This is a genomic window from Gluconacetobacter sp., from assembly GCF_047721585.1.
GTDB classification, from domain to species: domain Bacteria; phylum Pseudomonadota; class Alphaproteobacteria; order Acetobacterales; family Acetobacteraceae; genus Gluconacetobacter; species Gluconacetobacter dulcium.
This window is the reverse complement of sequence record NZ_JBDNXE010000002.1, coordinates 1-16,899: the sequence shown is the minus strand read 5'-3', so window position 1 is coordinate 16,899 and position 16,899 is coordinate 1. Positions and strand designations below refer to the sequence as shown.

The following is a 16,899-nucleotide window of genomic DNA, read 5'->3' as shown; positions in this document are numbered from 1 at the left end:
TATGCTCCGGCGCCCCGTGGGGCGCCTCCGGCCCTCCGGGCTGGAAAACGGGGACAACGCTCAGGCCAGCGGGACAGGCCCTGTCCGCTCCGACGCGCCGTTGATTGATATTTCCGGCGGTGCAAGGGCGCGGGCAACTCCTCGGGCGCGCGGAGGGCGGCAGTCGAACTCCCCCGCTTGCCTCCGGAACCGCGGGACGAACCTGGACCAAAATGGACACAATCCTTCCCCGCTGCTTTCAGCGCGCGGCCTTGGTTTGACCGGCTTCCGGGCTCCCGTTCGGCAACGGGTCCAACGCACACCACGCCATCCCGCTGGTCGGATCGCGGTGATAATTGTCCTCGCAAAAGCGGCCAGTGCGCGCAGCGTGCCAGTTCCACGTTATGCCGGTGCTGAAGCCGAGTGTTATCAGGATCGCGCCTGCCAGAATCATGCGCACGTAGGCCGCCCAGCGCGCCTCTCTGTAGAAGCGACGCTCATTGGCTGGGATCTCCTCGCGGAGCGCGTCAAAGACGCGCTCCTTGAGATCCGCCGTCAGCCCGGACACGAGCCCATCCAGCGCCACCTGGAGTTCACGCTTGCGGAAGAGTTCCTGCTTCCGAATGTTGGTCTGGGCGATCAGCGCCATCTGATTCACCTGCTCGCGGCCCGCTGCGAGGTCCGCTCGCAGGGTGCTCAACTCCTTCCGTGCGCCGGCCAGCAGCGCCTCTGCGGCGGTCGTGGCATGGAACATTTGATCACATGCGTCGGCAGTCGCCTCACATTGGCGCAGGAACAGCACCCCCAAAGGGCTGTCGCGCTCGATCCCGGCATCGTGCAGGCTTGCAAGAAGGTGTTCCCGCGTTGCCTGGCGACCATCGGGGGCGGCTACGGCAGCCACAGATGCACGCCTTCCTCCTCGATATTTGCCCCGAAATCCCGCAACCATTTGACCGCCATGTGGCGCCAAAGGGGGTTAACTTGCGATCCATCCGCCTTCGGCTTGCCGGCGATCACGTCGAATACATTCAGGCCGTCGTTCTCAAGATATTTCATGCACGTCAGGGCTGGGAAGACGACGGTGCGGACACCCGCATCGTGCATCGCCAGCAACCGTTCGTCCTTGCGCAACCATGCGAAGGGGTCGGAGGACCGCGAGGTGGACCGGTAGAGTCCCTCGTTCAGGAAAAGGACCGAGTCACCGTCCTTGAATGAGGACGAATCCCAGATGCGGTAGACGTGATCGAAGTCGTCACGCTCAGGCCCGGTGAAATAGGCGAAGGTCGGGATTACGCCGTTTGCACGGAGAAATGCGCCGAGGTCAGATTCCGCCGCCAGTTCCTCGCTCACGCGGTCGCCGCCGCCCATGTCGATTACGATCGACGCATCCTCGGACAGCGCCTCGGCGAGTGTGTTGGCGAGCCAGATCTTGCTGGCTTCCAATTCTGCGCTCGTCGGACGATCAACGCCATAAGGCCCGTCTGACGGAAAGAGCTTCGATAATGTCGGATTGTTCGGATCTCCGTCTGCCGCCAGCGCTGGGCGTCCCGCCTCAATTGCCCAATGCATGAAGCATGAGAGCGCCAAACTGCCTCCGCTGCGCCCACGGCCAATTCGCCAAACCGACCGACGTTGATGCCGCTCATCCGAGCGGGGTGTGGTGTCCGGCATGCTAGCGTCGCCTCCCTTCCATTTTGCTGGCAACATGCCAGCGACATGGAAGGCTAGCCCGATCGTTTGTGACTGCGCCCCGACGGCTAATAGAGGTTCGGAATCCGCGATTTTGCGGTTTGCATGACGTACCTCTCCTCGCGGGTCATCGTCAGGTTCGTAGGGTGCTTGGCTCGAAGCAGGCGACCGACATCGCGCAGCCAATCCTTCTCGTACTCGTAGTTACGCTTGCTGGGATATCCCGGGAGATCTCCACCAATCTCCCACCTGGCACCTGTCGCCTTGCAGATGTCGCCCTCCTTCACAGGGGGCAATGACGGATCATGCGGCAGATAGGCGCGCGCTGATACGTATGGCGGCGGATAATACGGCAAGTCGACCGTGACGAGAGTGGCCTGCTCATTTGCCCGCGCCGGTTCAGCTGCGGGCGTTGGCTCCCGTGCCGTGGTGCCGATCCCCGGAATGAGACCGTTGGCCTCCTGTCTGGCTCGCAGTCGCTCACCAGCTTCACGCCGGTACGGCTCATCCTCTGCGGCCTGGCGGCGCTTCGAAGCGGCTGCCCGATTGACCTGCTCCATGCGACCTCGCAAAACCGCATCCGCTTCGCGGGCTGCGGCGTGCCTCTGCGCCCTTTCAGCTGCGGCGGTCTCGGCTGCTTCTGCCCGAGCCCTTTCCTGCGCCTCTCGTGCCTCAAGAAACTTCCCGACCCGATACCAGAGCATCTTTGCGCATCGGACTGTCGGCGCTTCCCCGCGCGCGTTCGTCAGCCCGACCTCCCTGAACCAGGCGCATAACGCCGTCCAGTTCAAGCGTCGCCCAGACCAGGCTCGCAGCAGTTCACCTCGGTTCAGCTCCATCCACACGCGCAGTGACATCTCGCCATTCGCGCTCCGGAGCACCTTCAGGGCTCCCTCCACTCCGATGTCTGCCGCAGCCATTTCAACCTCCGAGTGCCGTCCAGTCCCCGCTACGCGTCTTCCAGGCACATATCACGGCGCCAGACAGCCTACAACAAAGCACGTTGGTGCTACGCAGAGCCTACACAACGACTACAACACAGTGACGACCAAAAGCTTTTTCCATACACAAATGCACCCTTTCGGGTGCGGCCCCTGCGGGGCCACATTGCATCCGGTTGGGGGGCGTCGCGACGATGCCCACGCACGGGCTATAGTGACGGGGCCGGCAGCCGAGGGCCGGCGATTTTTGCCCCTCGAAGGGCGGTCGAAGCCTCGCGGATACGGAGTGCGCCCGATGACACCGTCGGACCTTGAAGACGCGATCGCCCGGTTGAAGGGGCAGAATCAGGCGCATGCCATGCTTTTGACCGCTATGCTGGTGGCGATGCCGACCGGTCAGCGGGTGGAAGCGGCGGCAATTCTGCGCCGGCTTCAGAAGGACCGCGCGTTCCTGGATATGGTGCCGATGCCGCTCGCCGCTGAAGTCACGGCCGAGGCCACGAGCGACGAAATCAAGCGGCTGCTCACGAACGCGGAGATTATCTGCCAGGAGTTGGGGAGATAGGCACCGAAAGCTTTACGGGTCGAGCCGGCCGGGCGAAAATCGCGCATGAACCACACGCATCTGCATAGTCGGCGCCCACGCAGCGACATGGCCCAGGAGATAGGCACTCGGATCCGCGAGAGACGGGATGCGCTGGGCCTTACTGTTGCTGAGGTAAGCCGGGCGCTTGGCCTCAGCAACGGGGCGGTTTCCCAATATGAGACTGGTCGTGCGACTCCGAAGCAGGAGAAGATTGAAGCGCTGGCCGAGGTGCTGGGCACGTCGCCAGAGTGGCTCATGACCGGGCATGAGCCGGAGCACCTTGGTTATGCGCAGAACGCCGCCGAAATTCGTATGCTGGCCCTCATGAGAAGAATTCCGGCGCGACTGCACCCCATTGTACTTGCGGCAGTGAAAGGTATCGCGGATGTGGAACCGTCGCCTGGAGGCCAAACGGCACGCGCGAGGCGAGGTGACCGCTCGCCTTCGTGAGCGGCCCGCCCATATCGCGTCTCGGCGCCGGTAGGATAGCGAACCGAGCAGCCGATTCTACGCTCCGATTGCGAATGTGATGCGCTCCTGGAGGCATCATTCGCAACAAGGCGGCGGCTGGGCCGCAGTCACAAAGATGCTCCGGACAATAGCGGAATCATCCACCGCTTGGGGCGCGTTACGTGACAGACGGTATTTCCCAAACTTCCGAACCTCTGACCTCCCTTTCCCGAGGCCAACTCCACATTATCGCGGTGCTCCAGCACCACGGTCAGATTTTGGCCGAGATCCACCAGATGGTGAGCCCGCCTGAGACCCGCGACGAGCCCACTTTGCGGGACATTCTGGGGAGGATCGCCGAAGCGCTCGACCGGCAGACCACTGCCTTGGACGCGTTGACCGAACAGGTCACTCGCATCTCGGCGGCCGCGGATAGAGACGGTGCGGCCGGATGATCACCTACCGGAAACTGACGGCGGCAGGTGCCGGCAAACTCATTGTTGCCTATCTCCGTGAGCATCAGCTCGAGCCGGGCAAGGACGCACGGTTCGACAGGGACCGAAGCGATGTGGAGACAGGAGATCGCCTGAATACCTATTATACCGGCAGGGACGGAAAGGGCGCCTGGGGGCCGAATCTTGGATCCCGGATCACTGAGGCCCTTGGGATCGACGTTGGGAAGATCCCAACGGATGAAGCATTGGCCCGCCTGTTCGAATGCAAGAGGGCAGACACCGGCGTGGAGTGGGCGGGGGCTCATGCAACGAGAACCATCTCGGGTTTCGATTTCACCGCCTCGCCGGACAAATCAGTCACTCTGGCGGCCGAGTTCGCCGCGACGAAGGCCGAGCAAGCCCTGATCTGGCTGGCGATCCATCGAGCCAATGACCGCGCTATGGCATTCATTGCCAAGGAGGTCGGCGTTGCCCGGCGCGGCAAAGGTGGAATGTCCTATGTGGAGGCAGGTGAAGTCGCCTGGGTCTCCTTTCGCCATTATACGGCCCGACCGGCAATGAAGATCCAGGACGGCCCCAACGGCGCGACGGCGGCAGTGGAGATTCCTGTGCCGGGTGACCCGCAAGCGCATATCCATAATATCATGCTCAATGCCGTTGCGACCGAGAGCGGACATCTGGGCTCCCTCGATAGTGCGCGGATCACGAAGACGACCTCGTTCATGTTCGGCGCCTATTTCCAAGCGGAACTGGCGCGGGAGCTGCGGAGCCTTGGCATCGGGGTGAGCGTGGACAAGAAGGGCCGCGCGATCGTCATCGACGGCATTCCCCAGGAGGCGAGGGAGCTCTTTTCAAAGCGCAACAAGCAGGCGTCGCAGATGGCGAAAGCTTATGCGAAGCGCCAGGGGCTCGACTGGAATGAGATGAGTGCCGCGCAGAAATTCTCCATCCTCCACACGGCAAATCTCGCTTATCGCTCGAAAAAATACGACGGATCGAACGACCGCGAGATCTGGCGCGAGCAGGCGGCCGAGATCGGGTGGCACCATGAGACTGTGCTGACAGATGAGGCTTACGGAGAACGGAGCGACGCACAGCGCTTCGACATGGCATATGGTATTGCGGCGGACCTGCTCGCTAAAGAATTTGCGACGGCAGCAGTGATCGACCGGGATGCTTTTCGGACCCATGCCGCACACGGGCTCATCGCAGCAGGTATTCGCGAGCCCGAGGACGTTGAGCGGGTGGCGGACTTGATCGAGGCACGGGGCATCCAGATCGACGGGAAGCACGTTGCTTTCATCAAAGAAGAGCAGGAAGGGCGCGTCCGTGTCGCCACGACGGAGCAACTCCGGGTGGAGAAGGAAATGGCGCGGCTCGCTGCGATCTCTTCGAGGACGCGGGCTGGCGCGCTCTCCGAAGCAGCCCTCGCGGGCGCGATCGGGCGATCTGGGCTCGATTTCGATCGGGATCCTGAGCACGGCCGGGCCCAGCTTGCTGCGATAAGATGTCTGGGTCTGGCCGGGGGGCTCGGCTTTCTGACGGGCGTGGCAGGTGCCGGCAAAACGACGCTTCTGCGTCCTCTCGTCGACGCATGGCACTCGGACGGCCGTCGTGTCGTGGGAGCTGCCATTGCGTGGCGGCAGGCCGAGGCCCTGAAGGACGCTGGGATCACGGAGTGCTACGCGCTTTCCCCGCTGCTCCAGCGGATGGCATCCGGCGAACTGGTACTCGGAAAAGATAGCGTCCTGGTGATCGATGAAGTGAGCCAGGTATCACCCCGGCAACACCTGCAGCTCCTGGAGTTTCAACAGGAGCAGGGGTTCGCGCTGCGTATGCTAGGCGATCGCGAGCAGGGCCAGTCCATCGAGGCCGGAGACGGAGTTGAACTCATGATGCGCGTTCTCCCGGCGGAGGCTCGGGCGGAACTGCTGAGTACGGTGCGTCAGAAGTCTGCTCGGGGGCGCGAGATTGCCGGGCGCTTCCGGTCCTCGGGTCGGGACTTGTCCAAGACAGAGGTTGAACAGCGGCAGGCTGACACCGCTCGCGCGCGGGCGGCTATCGACATGAAGCGCGAGGACGGCACGATACGCCTGGTCGGCGGCGATCATGACCAGGTCGTCGCGCATATCGCGGACCTCTATTTGCGCCGCCGGGATATCCTCATTCAGGCCGGTATGACGCGCGGTATCACCATGTCCGCGCCGACAAACGAGGATGTCATGGATTTGAGCCGTGCTGTTCGCGAGAGGCTGCGTGCGCGAGGAGAAATTGGCCGCGAGGAGATCGTCCGGGCGGCGATCGATCAGCGCGGCGAGATATACGATCTTCCAATCTCTGTAGGTGACCGGCTCCGCCTCTTCAACAGAACGCATGCACAGGTGGCGACGCATCGAGGCTCGAGGTGGCGTGAGTTAGGATCCAATGGTGACTTCGTGACGGTCAAGGGATGGTCAGACGAAGGGATCGTGTTGGAGAACGCCAAGGGACGGGTGGGATTGGTGCCGTGGTCCCGCTTGGCCGACAAGGAGTCCGGACGGCTGCGCCTTGGCTTTGGCCACGCGATGACGCACGATTCCGCACAGGGGATCACCTCCGACGAGCATGTAAACGCGATGCCGCGCGGGTCGGCCGGGGTCACGGGCTTTACCACCTACGTAGGCGAAAGTCGGCACGTCTATGCGTGCTGGACCGTGGTCGCGGAAGGTGCCCTGAGAGAAGCCGAAACATGGGCCCGACCGCTTGGTGATATTCGTCCCATCACGACGGAAGACCTTTACAACCGTCTGGCCGCGGATATGGGACGCCACCCATACAAGTCCCTCGCTGTCGATCTGGCAAAGGCCGATCTGGCAGCCGATGAGCAGACCGCGCGCTGGATCCGGCAGTCCCATGAGAACGAACGCGCGCAGCAGCGCGGTCAGGAACCTGGGTGCCAGATCAGACGCGAGCTTGACGAGCGTCCGGTCCACGGGGTCGAACCCGAGCAGTGGGATGACGTCAGTCGAAAGCTGCGGAAGGCTGGTTATGCCACCCAGGCGGCTCTGGACGCCACACGCCGGTTGAACGACAGGCCGCTTCGGCCCGAACACCGTGGCCCGCACAACGCTCCCCCGCCGTCCGCGCCTGCACGCTCGCATCCGGATCGCGGTATGGGCTCCGCCTCCAGGGTTCCATCGGCCGATCGGGACCTTTAGGCTCTCAGGGGGCCAGAGAAGGGAGAGAACAAATGGCTGAAGGAGGCAACCAGGTATTCTCACAGGCTGACGTGCACGAGCTCGCAACATGGCTGTTCTGGCTTCGGGTCCGCTCAGTCGGCGTTGCCGCATGCAAAACCGAGGTGATTGAATCGCATGGCGTCTCCCTTCTGATCCGAGAGAACCTCGAATTTGTCCTGCGCGCAGACGTGAATCGGAAAGTCGGGGAATGCCTTACCGATCCTGCCCACGCCCAGGAGCTGGTGACGAAGGCGGCTGCCGAAGCGTTCGCCTACTGTTCCGGAGACGCCAATTTGAACGGAATGGTTTACGCCGACGAGGCTACGGGCGGCCGTGATCTGTTCGCCGGGCGCTTCCCTTACCCAGACCTTCCCGTTGCGCCCATCAATATTGAAGTGGTGGGGGCCAGCATTCCCACAATGGGGCAATTGCTGGTGCGCACCCCGCTGCCGGCGGCTGTCGCCGTGCGAACGGCTGAGGTTCCTCCGCTCTTCTGGGTCCGGGACACCACGGCCGCCCTGGGGAAGGCATATCCGGTCCTGTTCATGAAAACCGGCGTGGCGCAGCTCGCGCAGGATCTCTGGTGCGTTCACGGGTATTGCAACATTCCTGTCCCCACCCTGGACTGGGGAGATCGGTTTTCGCTCGTGATTCCCAACGGCATGTTCTCGTTGGAGCGGCATGTGTTCACGGGCGATGCCGGCATTATCGAAGCGCGCTACGACTGGCGCTGAACGCGCCGGCCGGGGCGCTATGAGTGACCTGACGAGCGCAGTCTCCGGGCGACGACACTGGCGGCGTTTCTGCCGCCTCGACTGTCGCTGGCCGAAGACGGGATGATGATCGCTGCCTTCGGATTCTCCAGCGGGAGCAGACGAACGTGCTTTTTGGTTTCCACCACGTCGAAGCCGAAGGCGCGCAACCGGCGGCGGAGCGCCGCCGTCATCTTGCGATAGCCTCGGAGCATTCGCCGAAGTTCTGCGACGCGATCCACTTCCTCCTTCATGCGGTGCCTGAGCGGCGCTTGTGCGTGTCTCGCGCGTGAAGGTTGAGCGCGTGGATGATCCTGCCTTTCGCCGTCGCCTCCGACGCTCCCATGGCCATCTCAAAAGCGACCAGTTCGTCGCAGAGCGCCTGGTCGACCGAACGATCGAGCGGCTCCCTCGTCTCCGGCGTTTGCTCCGCCGGTTGGATCAGGTTCCGGAATAGCCCCGCAAATGGGTCCGGAGCAGGTTTGATTCCCTCCCCGTTGAGTGTGAGCAGATCTTCCGCGTCCTGGAGAGGTGATGCGTCCTCGCCGACGATGATGGCAAGGCGTGAATACAACGCCCTGAGACCGCCGGTGAGGCCCGGCAGGCGGTCCGGTTCGACAAGGTCCGCGCCTGCCGCAATAAGACGGGCAACGCTCTCTACGACCGGAGATGGAGACGAAGCGAGGCGCTCAGGCACAGGGGGAAGCGTCGGGAAAACCCGGTTGACGCCTTCAGGGCGGACGCCAGCGTAGAAGAGCCGTGCATAGATGCGTCGGCCGCGGAACAGGATGATAGCCTGCCCCTGTCTCAGTTTCTGGATGTCGCTCCACGACACCCGTTTTACCTCCCGGATATCGGCGCGCTGCTGGTCGGCGTAGAGACCCAACGGAGATGAGTTGTCATAGCCCGGGAGCACGGTAACCGGCATTGTGCCCCCGGATTCCTCGATCCACTGGCGGGTCGGACCTGCGTCCTCGACGTTCATGAGGATCTTGAGCTTAGGGTTCCCCAGAAGGGGCACGGTAAAGTCCCGACCGAGGGTCGCATAAAGTGTGCCGACCTCCTGGAACGAGATGAGGAGGAAGACATTCAACTCTCGGCCGAGTGCCATCATGGAATCGATACCTCGGGTAGCGAACTGTCCGACTTCGTCGAGGACCATCGGATACGGCACTTTTGAGGAGGATGGTCGGTTGGCAACCAGGTCCTCGTAGTCTCCCTCGATGGACGTGCCCAGCGCGGCGGCGAGTGCGTACCGAAGGGCCGTGATTACTGCTTTTCCGAGCGCACGGTTCGTATCGGGATGATTTTCGAGAGAGGGTAGGAGAACGACAAGAATTCGTCGATTGTATATTATGTCGCGGAAGTCGATGTCACCGACATTGCAACCGAAGACATGGCCGAGAGTCGACGACATCTGAGTGAATGTCTTGCCGAATCCGCCCACGACGTATGAGTGCTGCTCCCGTACTTTGTCCTGCTCGCTGACGTCTTTTTTGTCCGAAAAGCCGCCTGTCTCGCTGACGTAATCCCGTACCGGGTTGAGCAACGCAGTGGGGAAGTGATCCGGGAGTATGATCTCACACGCGACATGCTGATCCGCATCGTAATAGCTGAAGCGCCTTTCGCTATACAGTAAACGCAGCCGGTCAATATCGCTGAACATTGTCCGGACAGTCTCGGCGGTGATGGGAACGCCGAGATTGTCTCGGACCCACTCGAAGACGTAGGCCATGCCTCGGATAAGAGATTCAGCACGGTTGCGGAAGTGGTCTGAATTTCCGCCGCCACCCTTGCTCTCTTCAGGAACGAATAGCGTCAGAAACAGTTCGGTCATGCCCTCGGCATTGACCGATGCAAACATGTTCCAGGTATTTGTGCGCCGATCTCCGCCGGAAACCATCAGGTTGATGATCCGGACGTTTGCCTCCTGGCCCCAACGCCGGGCCATTGCCATGATGGTGAAGGGGAGGTTGTTGCTCGCCTTGCCGTCGACGATCGTAAAGCCGGTGCCTTGGGCCAGAGCGTTGCACAGCAGGCTATAGATCAGTTGGGTTTTACCAGATCCGGTTGCGCCAGGCGCAACCCCATGCATCGTCAGGTCATTGCCCGAAAGCCAGATTTGCTGCCCGGTGACTTCGTCCCAGCCGAGTAGCCAGTCTCCGGTAGGAGGGCCTGGAATCTCGACGCCTGGTCTCTTTGGGTCGGGTACTGGGTTCCCGTAATCCTTCCTCCCGGCATTCGCCGGCAGCCGCAGCGGAAGCGTCACCGGTCTCGTCATGACGTAAGCGGCATAAGCAGCCGCCATCGGGAGTGTCAGAGTGGTTAAGGCGGGTACCACGGCGGTCAAGATCGCGAGTGCGATCAGGCCGACGGCGGAAAAGCTGGTAGTGAGAAGTTCTCCGACATGCTGGGAGAGGCGTCGGGTGTCTCGATAGGACTGGCCGCCCGCTTGCTCGTGAAAGTCCTGAGGGCCGTCTATCTGGCGTCGGATGACTGCCATATTCTAGTCGAGTCCGAACGCTGCGTTCGGCCCTCCCGGGGTAGGTTGACCAGGTGGGACTTGACGAATTGCTGGCGGAGCAATGTCCGTCGCGGCGTTTGGCGCTCGTATCGTCTCCCCTACGGTTCGCCGAGCAGGCGATACTGAAGCCGCGTTGCTACCGTCATGCGCAGAGCCCGTCGCCCAATGCCATGTCAGGCCGCACATGAGCGCAATGAGACCGGCCGACACGAGAGTCCTCAATCTTGCCGAGGGAGACTCGCGAGACGGATCCGTGCGCCGCGTCGCCGGCGGAGTGGCCCAGTCGCCCGGCAGCGCAAGAGCGGCGCTGCGGCCGTTCTCCCTTCTGACCGGCTCCCCGTCCCCGTTCGGCGTCCGCTCGATTGTGACGATTGTCGCGTCGCCGTTCCGTTGGATGGTCACGACTGCTTCACTCGACGGGGCAAGAATAATCATAGACACCTCTCCGCTGTCAGAATTTCAGCGTAGAGACCCCGTTTGTAACCTCAGATTCTTTCCGTCCGCCCCGGGGGGTACGTCAGGTGTCACCCCGCGGCGCGCATGGCCTCGCCGGCAAGAGCGTCGAGAGTGATTACATGGTCGTCAGCCAGTCGCTGCAGGACGGCGTCGATCGCCAGCAGCGCGATCGCGGCAGGGACGTGGAAAAGACCGATCAGCCGATGACCTGTCAGACTGATTTCGTCCGGAACGATGTGAAGGCCAAACCCGCTGCCGGCAGTGTCTTTCCGCCATAATTCCTCCGCCAGGCGCAGGAGGACGGGAAGGAACATATCCGGCTGGCTGATGCGCCATGACGGAATGGTCTCGAGGCCGGGTATGCCGGTTTCAAATCGATAGCCTCGCGCGTCGAGCATGATGTGAAGCGCACGCGCGAAATCGTCCGGATCGGTCATGCGTAGTCGCGCTTCTTCCTGGAGGGAAGACGGGGGCGTCGGGGGCCGCAAACAATGACACGGAACATTCTCCAGGCAACCGGTAACGTCAGCCCGAGCCATGCGAGAACGGCGAAGAAGACTACTCCAGCTACAGCGGTTATCAGCGTCCACAGACGCATGTGGACAAGGAAGAGAAGCATCGGAGCCATTGCCCGAGCGTCGACAATGAATAGTCGGACTGGGTCGGCCGAGAAGCGCCACATTTAGGAGTTACCTCCGGAAGTGAGTGCGTTTGTTCCCTCAGGCATTTCACTGTTCCTGTTGCATTGCTGCCGCTGCCACGGCTTCGGAAATCCGGCCGGCTTGGAACGCCTTCATGATCGCCTGTTCAAATGTCTGGCCGTGGTTATGTACAGCTTCGCGTGTCAGTCGCGGCCACTGGTCACGAGGGGCGTCAAGAAGCGTATTGCGGATGGCGCGGCTGACGGGAAGGAACTCACGGATCGGCGTTCGCTTCCCATCAGTCGAAGGGAGCAACCTCTGGGTCACCAGCAGCCGGAGGTTTTCCACGAAGGAGATGGTAAGATTGTCGCGCTGGTCCCCTGGACAGAGAGCGGCAACGCGACGGATGGTGGATTGGCAGTCGAATGTGTGCAGCGACGTCGTCAGGCGGTGCCCTGATATGGCTGCCTGAATAGCACTCTCCATCGTGTCGCTGTCGCGACACTCACCAACCACAATATCGGTGGGCTCGCGGCGCATGGCTGCGCGGATGAACTCTCCAAAGGTCGCGACATCGCGGGGAACCTGGCACTGGGAGATGGTCGAGTTCCTGCGCTCAACCAGATCGTAAAGAAGTTCGAGCGGCTGCGATCCCTCGATTATGTCACAGTGGATGGCGGGATCTTCCAGGCGTGCCCGGTTCACCCCACCCATCAGGGTCGTCTTGCCGGACCCCGTGGCGCCGCAAATGAGGTACATTCCCCGGTCCCCAGCGAGCGCTTCCATTAATGCCGGCTCGACGTCCTGCTCCGACAGTGGCCGTGGTATGTCGGCAAGCGGCCGGAAGGTCATCGAGATGCCGGTCTCCGATCCAACCTGAGTTCCGATGGCATTCAGCCGGAAGGAGTGCCGTCGCGAATGTCGATCGAGACGGATAGTGTGACTGAGATCCAGGGGCGTGCCCTTGCGGAGTTCAGCGACACCGGTCGCGGATCGAAAGACGTGGGTGACCGCATCCTCCACATCGAGCGGCAGGCTCGCATCGCGGGTAACCTGTCGATTTCGGCCATGCACCCGTATCGTAACCGGCATCTCGGTTTGGATTTCGATGCGCGAGGCCTCTTCCTTGGCGCACCACACAAGGAAACGGTCCAAATTCCCGCTTCGAAGGTGGCTTCCGTCCTCGGGCCAGTATTCGTCTTCAGTCATGGTTGCGTCTTCTCTGAGGCCCCTCGACGACCCTGATGACCCGGCGATGCGCGCGGATGAGCGACTGCGGAAGTTCGGCGCGAGCACGTTTGGCTCCGCCGCCGCGTAGCGCCGTCATGTAGGCCTGTATGGGCGTTCGGAGAGCGGCTGGGGCTGCTGATACGTCATAACCAAAATAGACGTCGAACCTCGCGGCCTGGTCCAGTTGAGGGAGTACGGTGACCATCGCCGCGTCGAGATGGGTATCACCCAGGTTGTATCGACGGACCACCCATTCTCGAAGCTCGAGAGCGGCCGTTCTGGCGGCGATGAACAAGATCATGAGGTCGGTCGGCGGAGGGGGAGGCGTGATCATCTCTGGTCTAATGCGTGGAGGATTGAGGTGAAATCCGGCTGGGCGATCGGGCCACCGGCTCGACACTCCGCCCCCCAGTGCGAGATGGCGGCGGCCGCCTCAGCGCATGGTGCGATAGTCATGTCATGAGCCGGCCGGCCGTCCCGGGGATAGGAAGCGGCGGCAAGGACCAGCCACAGGGTCCGATCCACGAGTTGCACAGAGGCAAAGATGCCCGGGTTCACCACGCCGGACCGAAGACGTGCTTGTTGCAGGAGCGAGAGCAAGGCGGGCCGCGTCCAGGCATGTTTGCCTATCAATGCGAGCGCTGTTGGGAATCTCTCCTTCGAGAGGCGCCGATCAATAGATCGGATATACCGTCCGGGCAGCGTCGCGAATGCCGTCGGGGCCCCCTTCAGCCGTGGATTCGACAGAGCACTCGATAGGTCCTCCAGGACCGCCAAAGCTTCATCCTTTCTCCGCTGGTCAAAGAGGGCGAACACGAGGAACAACGTTCGCTCTATTGGCGAGAATGACCTCAAACCGCTCAGTTCGTGACCCAACTGCGACCTCAGGGCCAGGCTGCCTTGGATGAACCGCTCATGCCGCGTCTCTCCCGTCATGTGCCGTTCACGCCATTCAGGGGCGCGTAATGCCGGGTCCATCGGGCGGAGCGGCTGGTTCGCCGGCGCGGGCTCAGTGAGCTTGGTGCCACGCCCGATCCACGCCATTCCAAGCGGGTGAATCCGTGCAAGGGCAGCCTGCATGCCATCAAGACCGAAGCGTCGGCGGTAGCGCTCGCGGGGAGCGCGCGTGAGGCACAGGAGAGCAAGAGCAACAATGACGGGAATGGCGACCCAGCGTAAAACGGACCCGGTAATGGTGCACAGCGTCCAGAGCGTTCGGGCGGAGACATGTTCCGGCTCCGCGTCGCGGAGATGCTCCCGCAAGGGATCAAATTGGTGCGTGAAGGCCCCGATGACGTCCAGTTCCAGCGCCTGCACCGTCAGTATGGCCGTGGCCATCTGCGTATGGAATTTCCACCACAGAAAGAAGGCGAGCAGCGCCGTGCCGATCGTCATCCCGACGAACAGGCTGCTCAGGCGCTCTGGATCGAGGGTTCGTGTGCCTGCGTCAGGGGAGAAAGGCTTCATTGCCCGTCCTCCGTCACGCGCCAATGCGCCCTGTTCGCGTCGAGGCCTGGCTGCATTCGAATTTTCACGTCGTCATTGCTGAGACGCATGATGTCGTGCCCACCCTCGACGTCTACATGCCGGTAGCTGATCTCAGGCGGCGCAACCTTGCCGGCACGGAGCAGGAGCCGGTAGCGGGCCATTCCCATCACGTCACGTTCAAGGCGGCCGAGATCCGCAAGGAAGATATCGACGGCTTGCCGTTCGCCTGAGGCCCAACCGTAGGCGAGCCCGGTTTTCCAGATTTCCACTTCGTGCGGCGTGCGCGGACGCAGCACGTCGGGAGGGGGGGCGACGGCGCCGACGGTACGGACAAGCCATGTCCTCCATTGGGGCACGGCGGAGACGAGGCGGGCTTCTCGCGTGATCTGGTAGACCGTCGCTGTTTCACGCGCCGTTTGGCCTGTCGGGTCGAGAGCAAGTGCCATTTGCGCTTCGGTGACCACGGGCGGCCGAAGCAGCGTCTGTCCGTTGCCGGCAGGAAGTACGAGCGTGCGGAAATCGATCTTCCGATCGAGGATAGGCGCGTAGCGGCGGAGCATCTCGTTGATTGCGAATGACTCTGCTGCTCGGCCGCCCTGTGCGCCGGCTGCCCAGGCTGCCTGGCGAACGGCCTCGTCGCGGTCGTGGCCCTCCTCCTTTTTCGGGGAGTAGCCGGGCCGGATGGCCATCAACGCTTCAAGGGATGGTGGCCGATCGACGTCCGGAATATCGGGAGCTTCGGAAGATCCCGCGATCGGCGTGTCGATCGCGTTGGCAGCCGCAGGCAGTGTAGCAGGGATCTGAGGCACCGGGCTCTCCACGGGGCCGTCGCTCTGCGCGGAAGCGTACGCGGGATACGCGCAAAGGGCTGCAATGAATAAGCCAACAGCGGGACGGAGTGCTTCACGCATGCCAAATCACCCTAAGAGTATGGTTGGGGACGTCCACTTCGATTACTGCGCGCCCGGCAGATGCGGCGGCGATTTCGTCCAGTAGACCGCCAATCGTTGTGTCCTCACGGTCAATCCGAACGGTCGGCACAGCGGACGCCGCAGGAATTTCGGCTTGATAGCCCAGTCGGTTTGCGATCATGAGGACTGCCCGATCGACCGGACCGCTCCAGTGCCAGCTCATTGGGCGGTTCATCTCGGCCGGGAGAACAGAGCCCGCCCGCACCATGGGAAATCTTACAGCCCCGACCTCGTCGAACGAGTTGAGAATGTGCGCCATTCCTTGATCGACCGTAGGCTGCGGTTCGCTTTCGCGCGGAGCGCACGCCGAAATCGACAGAAGGACGAGTAATGAGATGGGAGAAAGGGAGCGTGAATCGCTGCGTCGCATGACGTCAGGATGGCCCATGTGATTGTGACTGCGCGGCGATGGATGCGTTCCGCCAGACCTTACGTTGATAAGCCTGGTTGAGGTTCGGAGTACGGGAATTGTAATTCCCTACGCGCCGCCAGAATTCTCCTGGCTCGGCCGGCGTATGACCGTCCAGCTCGCGGGCGAGGATCCATGCGCCGACATGGAGATTCAGGCACCCGTCGTTGATGAGTTCGTCGCGGGTGATCCCGAAATGAGCGAGTTCCGCGAGATGCGTTGAGTTCACCTGCGCCGGCCCCATGTCGTACGAGCCGTTTGGATTGCGGGAGATGCGTCCAACCGCACCGCCCTCTGTCAGCAGGATCGCGCGGAACAGGAGTTCTGGAATGTGATACTGGGCTGCGGCGCGGGTTACGCAGGTGGAAAGGGCCCCAGGCAACGGCCTCGCGGGCGGAGGAGCTTCGCGTTGACGCGGCTGCCCCCCGTGGCCGCCGGCACCCGCCCATGCGAGAATCCACGCGCCGGCGGCGATGTTCATGCAAACGTCGTCCCGAACCTGTGCTGGGTCGAACCCCGCGCGTTCGAGAATAGGCAACCAGCCGGGATCGATGCGCATCACGCCGATTCCCCTTTGTCCGGAGTTCTCCACTACGTGCGCAATGATGGCACTCGGCACATGATATGCGTCGGCGGCGACGGCAGCGCATGGCGGGAGATCCGTCATTGAACGTCCGCCAGGTCGAAGTGATACTGGTAAATCAGGCGCAGGATCAGGAGCTCGTCGAGGACGTCTGGAAAGTATCCCAGCGCGCTCTCGTCGGACGCCGGGCGAAAGTCGTAGAGTCGCGATCTGCTTCGCCGCTGAACCAGTTCCATGCCGACGCTCTCGCCGGCAACGCGGGGGGATTGCAATTGCACGGCCAGAAGTTCGGCGTTTGGGCACTCGCGTTCGAGAAGGTCTGTCAGGGGCCCGAAATGCCAGCCGATTGGATTCGACGGTCTCGAAATCATAACGAATAGCGTGGCCTCGCGGGTCGCCATAATCCCTCTGAAGCGCGCGATGCGCCGCGCAAAGGACTCTCGGGTGGAGGCGGAGGTCAGGTCTGCGTGGGTGAACCCGGACACTGGAACTGGAACTGGTGGAGATCCGGGATGTGGTGGCACAAG

18 protein-coding genes and 1 pseudogene are annotated in these 16,899 nt (G+C 62.3%); 5 read left to right on the top strand and 14 right to left on the bottom strand.

Annotated features, from left to right (window positions below):
- Positions 1 to 238: 238 nt before the first annotated feature.
- The 3 genes from ABF821_RS00640 to ABF821_RS00630 all read right to left on the bottom strand — a co-directional run bounded on the left by ABF821_RS00640 (position 239) and on the right by ABF821_RS00630 (position 2,588).
- A complete protein-coding gene (locus ABF821_RS00640) occupies positions 239 to 880 on the bottom strand; it encodes a hypothetical protein (RefSeq protein ID WP_415528692.1) in 642 nt (213 codons plus the stop codon).
- Positions 868 to 1,650 carry a hypothetical protein gene (locus tag ABF821_RS00635; protein WP_415528691.1) on the bottom strand — a complete coding sequence of 261 codons (783 nt, stop codon included), beginning with the start codon at positions 1,648 to 1,650 and terminating at the stop codon, positions 868 to 870. The genes ABF821_RS00640 and ABF821_RS00635 overlap by 13 nt, the downstream gene beginning before the upstream one ends.
- Positions 1,651 to 1,736: 86 nt before the next feature.
- Complete coding sequence (locus tag ABF821_RS00630; protein ID WP_415528690.1) at positions 1,737 to 2,588, bottom strand: hypothetical protein; 852 nt, start codon at positions 2,586 to 2,588, stop codon at positions 1,737 to 1,739.
- Between the two features lie 316 nt (positions 2,589 to 2,904).
- Between ABF821_RS00630 and ABF821_RS00625 the strand changes: the two genes are divergently transcribed.
- From ABF821_RS00625 to ABF821_RS00605, 5 genes are all read left to right on the top strand, one after another.
- A complete protein-coding gene (locus ABF821_RS00625) occupies positions 2,905 to 3,174 on the top strand; it encodes a hypothetical protein (protein WP_415528689.1) in 270 nt (89 codons plus the stop codon).
- 45 nt (positions 3,175 to 3,219) lie between these two features.
- Positions 3,220 to 3,645 (top strand): helix-turn-helix domain-containing protein, encoded by a 426-nt coding sequence (locus tag ABF821_RS00620; protein WP_415528688.1) that lies wholly within the window; start codon positions 3,220 to 3,222, stop codon positions 3,643 to 3,645.
- 182 nt (positions 3,646 to 3,827) lie between these two features.
- Positions 3,828 to 4,100 carry a hypothetical protein gene (locus tag ABF821_RS00615; protein ID WP_415528687.1) on the top strand — a complete coding sequence of 91 codons (273 nt, stop codon included), beginning with the start codon at positions 3,828 to 3,830 and terminating at the stop codon, positions 4,098 to 4,100.
- Entirely contained in the window at positions 4,097 to 7,297 is a 3,201-nt protein-coding gene (gene mobF, locus ABF821_RS00610; protein ID WP_415528686.1) for a MobF family relaxase, read from the top strand. Before ABF821_RS00615 ends, mobF begins: the two co-directional genes overlap by 4 nt.
- 32 nt (positions 7,298 to 7,329) lie before the next feature.
- Positions 7,330 to 8,052: a hypothetical protein gene (locus ABF821_RS00605; protein ID WP_415528685.1), complete on the top strand. Its 723-nt coding sequence runs from the start codon at positions 7,330 to 7,332 to the stop codon at positions 8,050 to 8,052.
- Between the two features lie 17 nt (positions 8,053 to 8,069).
- Here the strand turns inward: ABF821_RS00605 and ABF821_RS00600 are convergent, their stop codons facing one another.
- From ABF821_RS00600 to ABF821_RS00550, 11 genes and pseudogenes are all read right to left on the bottom strand, one after another.
- Positions 8,070 to 8,324 (bottom strand): hypothetical protein, encoded by a 255-nt coding sequence (locus ABF821_RS00600; RefSeq protein ID WP_415528684.1) that lies wholly within the window; start codon positions 8,322 to 8,324, stop codon positions 8,070 to 8,072.
- Positions 8,321 to 10,573: a type IV secretory system conjugative DNA transfer family protein gene (locus tag ABF821_RS00595; RefSeq protein WP_415528683.1), complete on the bottom strand. Its 2,253-nt coding sequence runs from the start codon at positions 10,571 to 10,573 to the stop codon at positions 8,321 to 8,323. The genes ABF821_RS00600 and ABF821_RS00595 overlap by 4 nt, the downstream gene beginning before the upstream one ends.
- Positions 10,574 to 11,118: 545 nt before the next feature.
- Positions 11,119 to 11,487 carry a hypothetical protein gene (locus ABF821_RS00590; protein WP_415528682.1) on the bottom strand — a complete coding sequence of 123 codons (369 nt, stop codon included), beginning with the start codon at positions 11,485 to 11,487 and terminating at the stop codon, positions 11,119 to 11,121.
- Positions 11,484 to 11,732 (bottom strand): IcmT/TraK family protein, encoded by a 249-nt coding sequence (icmT, locus tag ABF821_RS00585; protein ID WP_415528681.1) that lies wholly within the window; start codon positions 11,730 to 11,732, stop codon positions 11,484 to 11,486. Before icmT ends, ABF821_RS00590 begins: the two co-directional genes overlap by 4 nt.
- A 46-nt stretch (positions 11,733 to 11,778) precedes the next feature.
- Positions 11,779 to 12,900: a type IV pilus twitching motility protein PilT gene (locus tag ABF821_RS00580; protein WP_415528680.1), complete on the bottom strand. Its 1,122-nt coding sequence runs from the start codon at positions 12,898 to 12,900 to the stop codon at positions 11,779 to 11,781.
- Positions 12,893 to 13,255, bottom strand: coding sequence for a hypothetical protein (locus ABF821_RS00575; RefSeq protein WP_415528679.1), 363 nt, complete (start codon positions 13,253 to 13,255; stop codon positions 12,893 to 12,895). Before ABF821_RS00575 ends, ABF821_RS00580 begins: the two co-directional genes overlap by 8 nt.
- Positions 13,252 to 14,388 carry a hypothetical protein gene (locus ABF821_RS00570; protein WP_415528678.1) on the bottom strand — a complete coding sequence of 379 codons (1,137 nt, stop codon included), beginning with the start codon at positions 14,386 to 14,388 and terminating at the stop codon, positions 13,252 to 13,254. Before ABF821_RS00570 ends, ABF821_RS00575 begins: the two co-directional genes overlap by 4 nt.
- Positions 14,385 to 15,320: a type IV secretory system conjugative DNA transfer family protein gene (locus ABF821_RS00565; protein WP_415528677.1), complete on the bottom strand. Its 936-nt coding sequence runs from the start codon at positions 15,318 to 15,320 to the stop codon at positions 14,385 to 14,387. Before ABF821_RS00565 ends, ABF821_RS00570 begins: the two co-directional genes overlap by 4 nt.
- Positions 15,313 to 15,750, bottom strand: coding sequence for a DotD/TraH family lipoprotein (locus ABF821_RS00560; RefSeq protein WP_415528793.1), 438 nt, complete (start codon positions 15,748 to 15,750; stop codon positions 15,313 to 15,315). Before ABF821_RS00560 ends, ABF821_RS00565 begins: the two co-directional genes overlap by 8 nt.
- A gap of 4 nt (positions 15,751 to 15,754) precedes the next feature.
- The gene (locus tag ABF821_RS00555; protein ID WP_415528676.1) at positions 15,755 to 16,348 is read right to left on the bottom strand and encodes a lytic transglycosylase domain-containing protein; all 594 of its coding nucleotides are present in this window, start codon (positions 16,346 to 16,348) and stop codon (positions 15,755 to 15,757) included.
- 104 nt (positions 16,349 to 16,452) lie between these two features.
- A pseudogene (locus ABF821_RS00550) lies at positions 16,453 to 16,899 on the bottom strand (hypothetical protein); the annotation flags it as partial.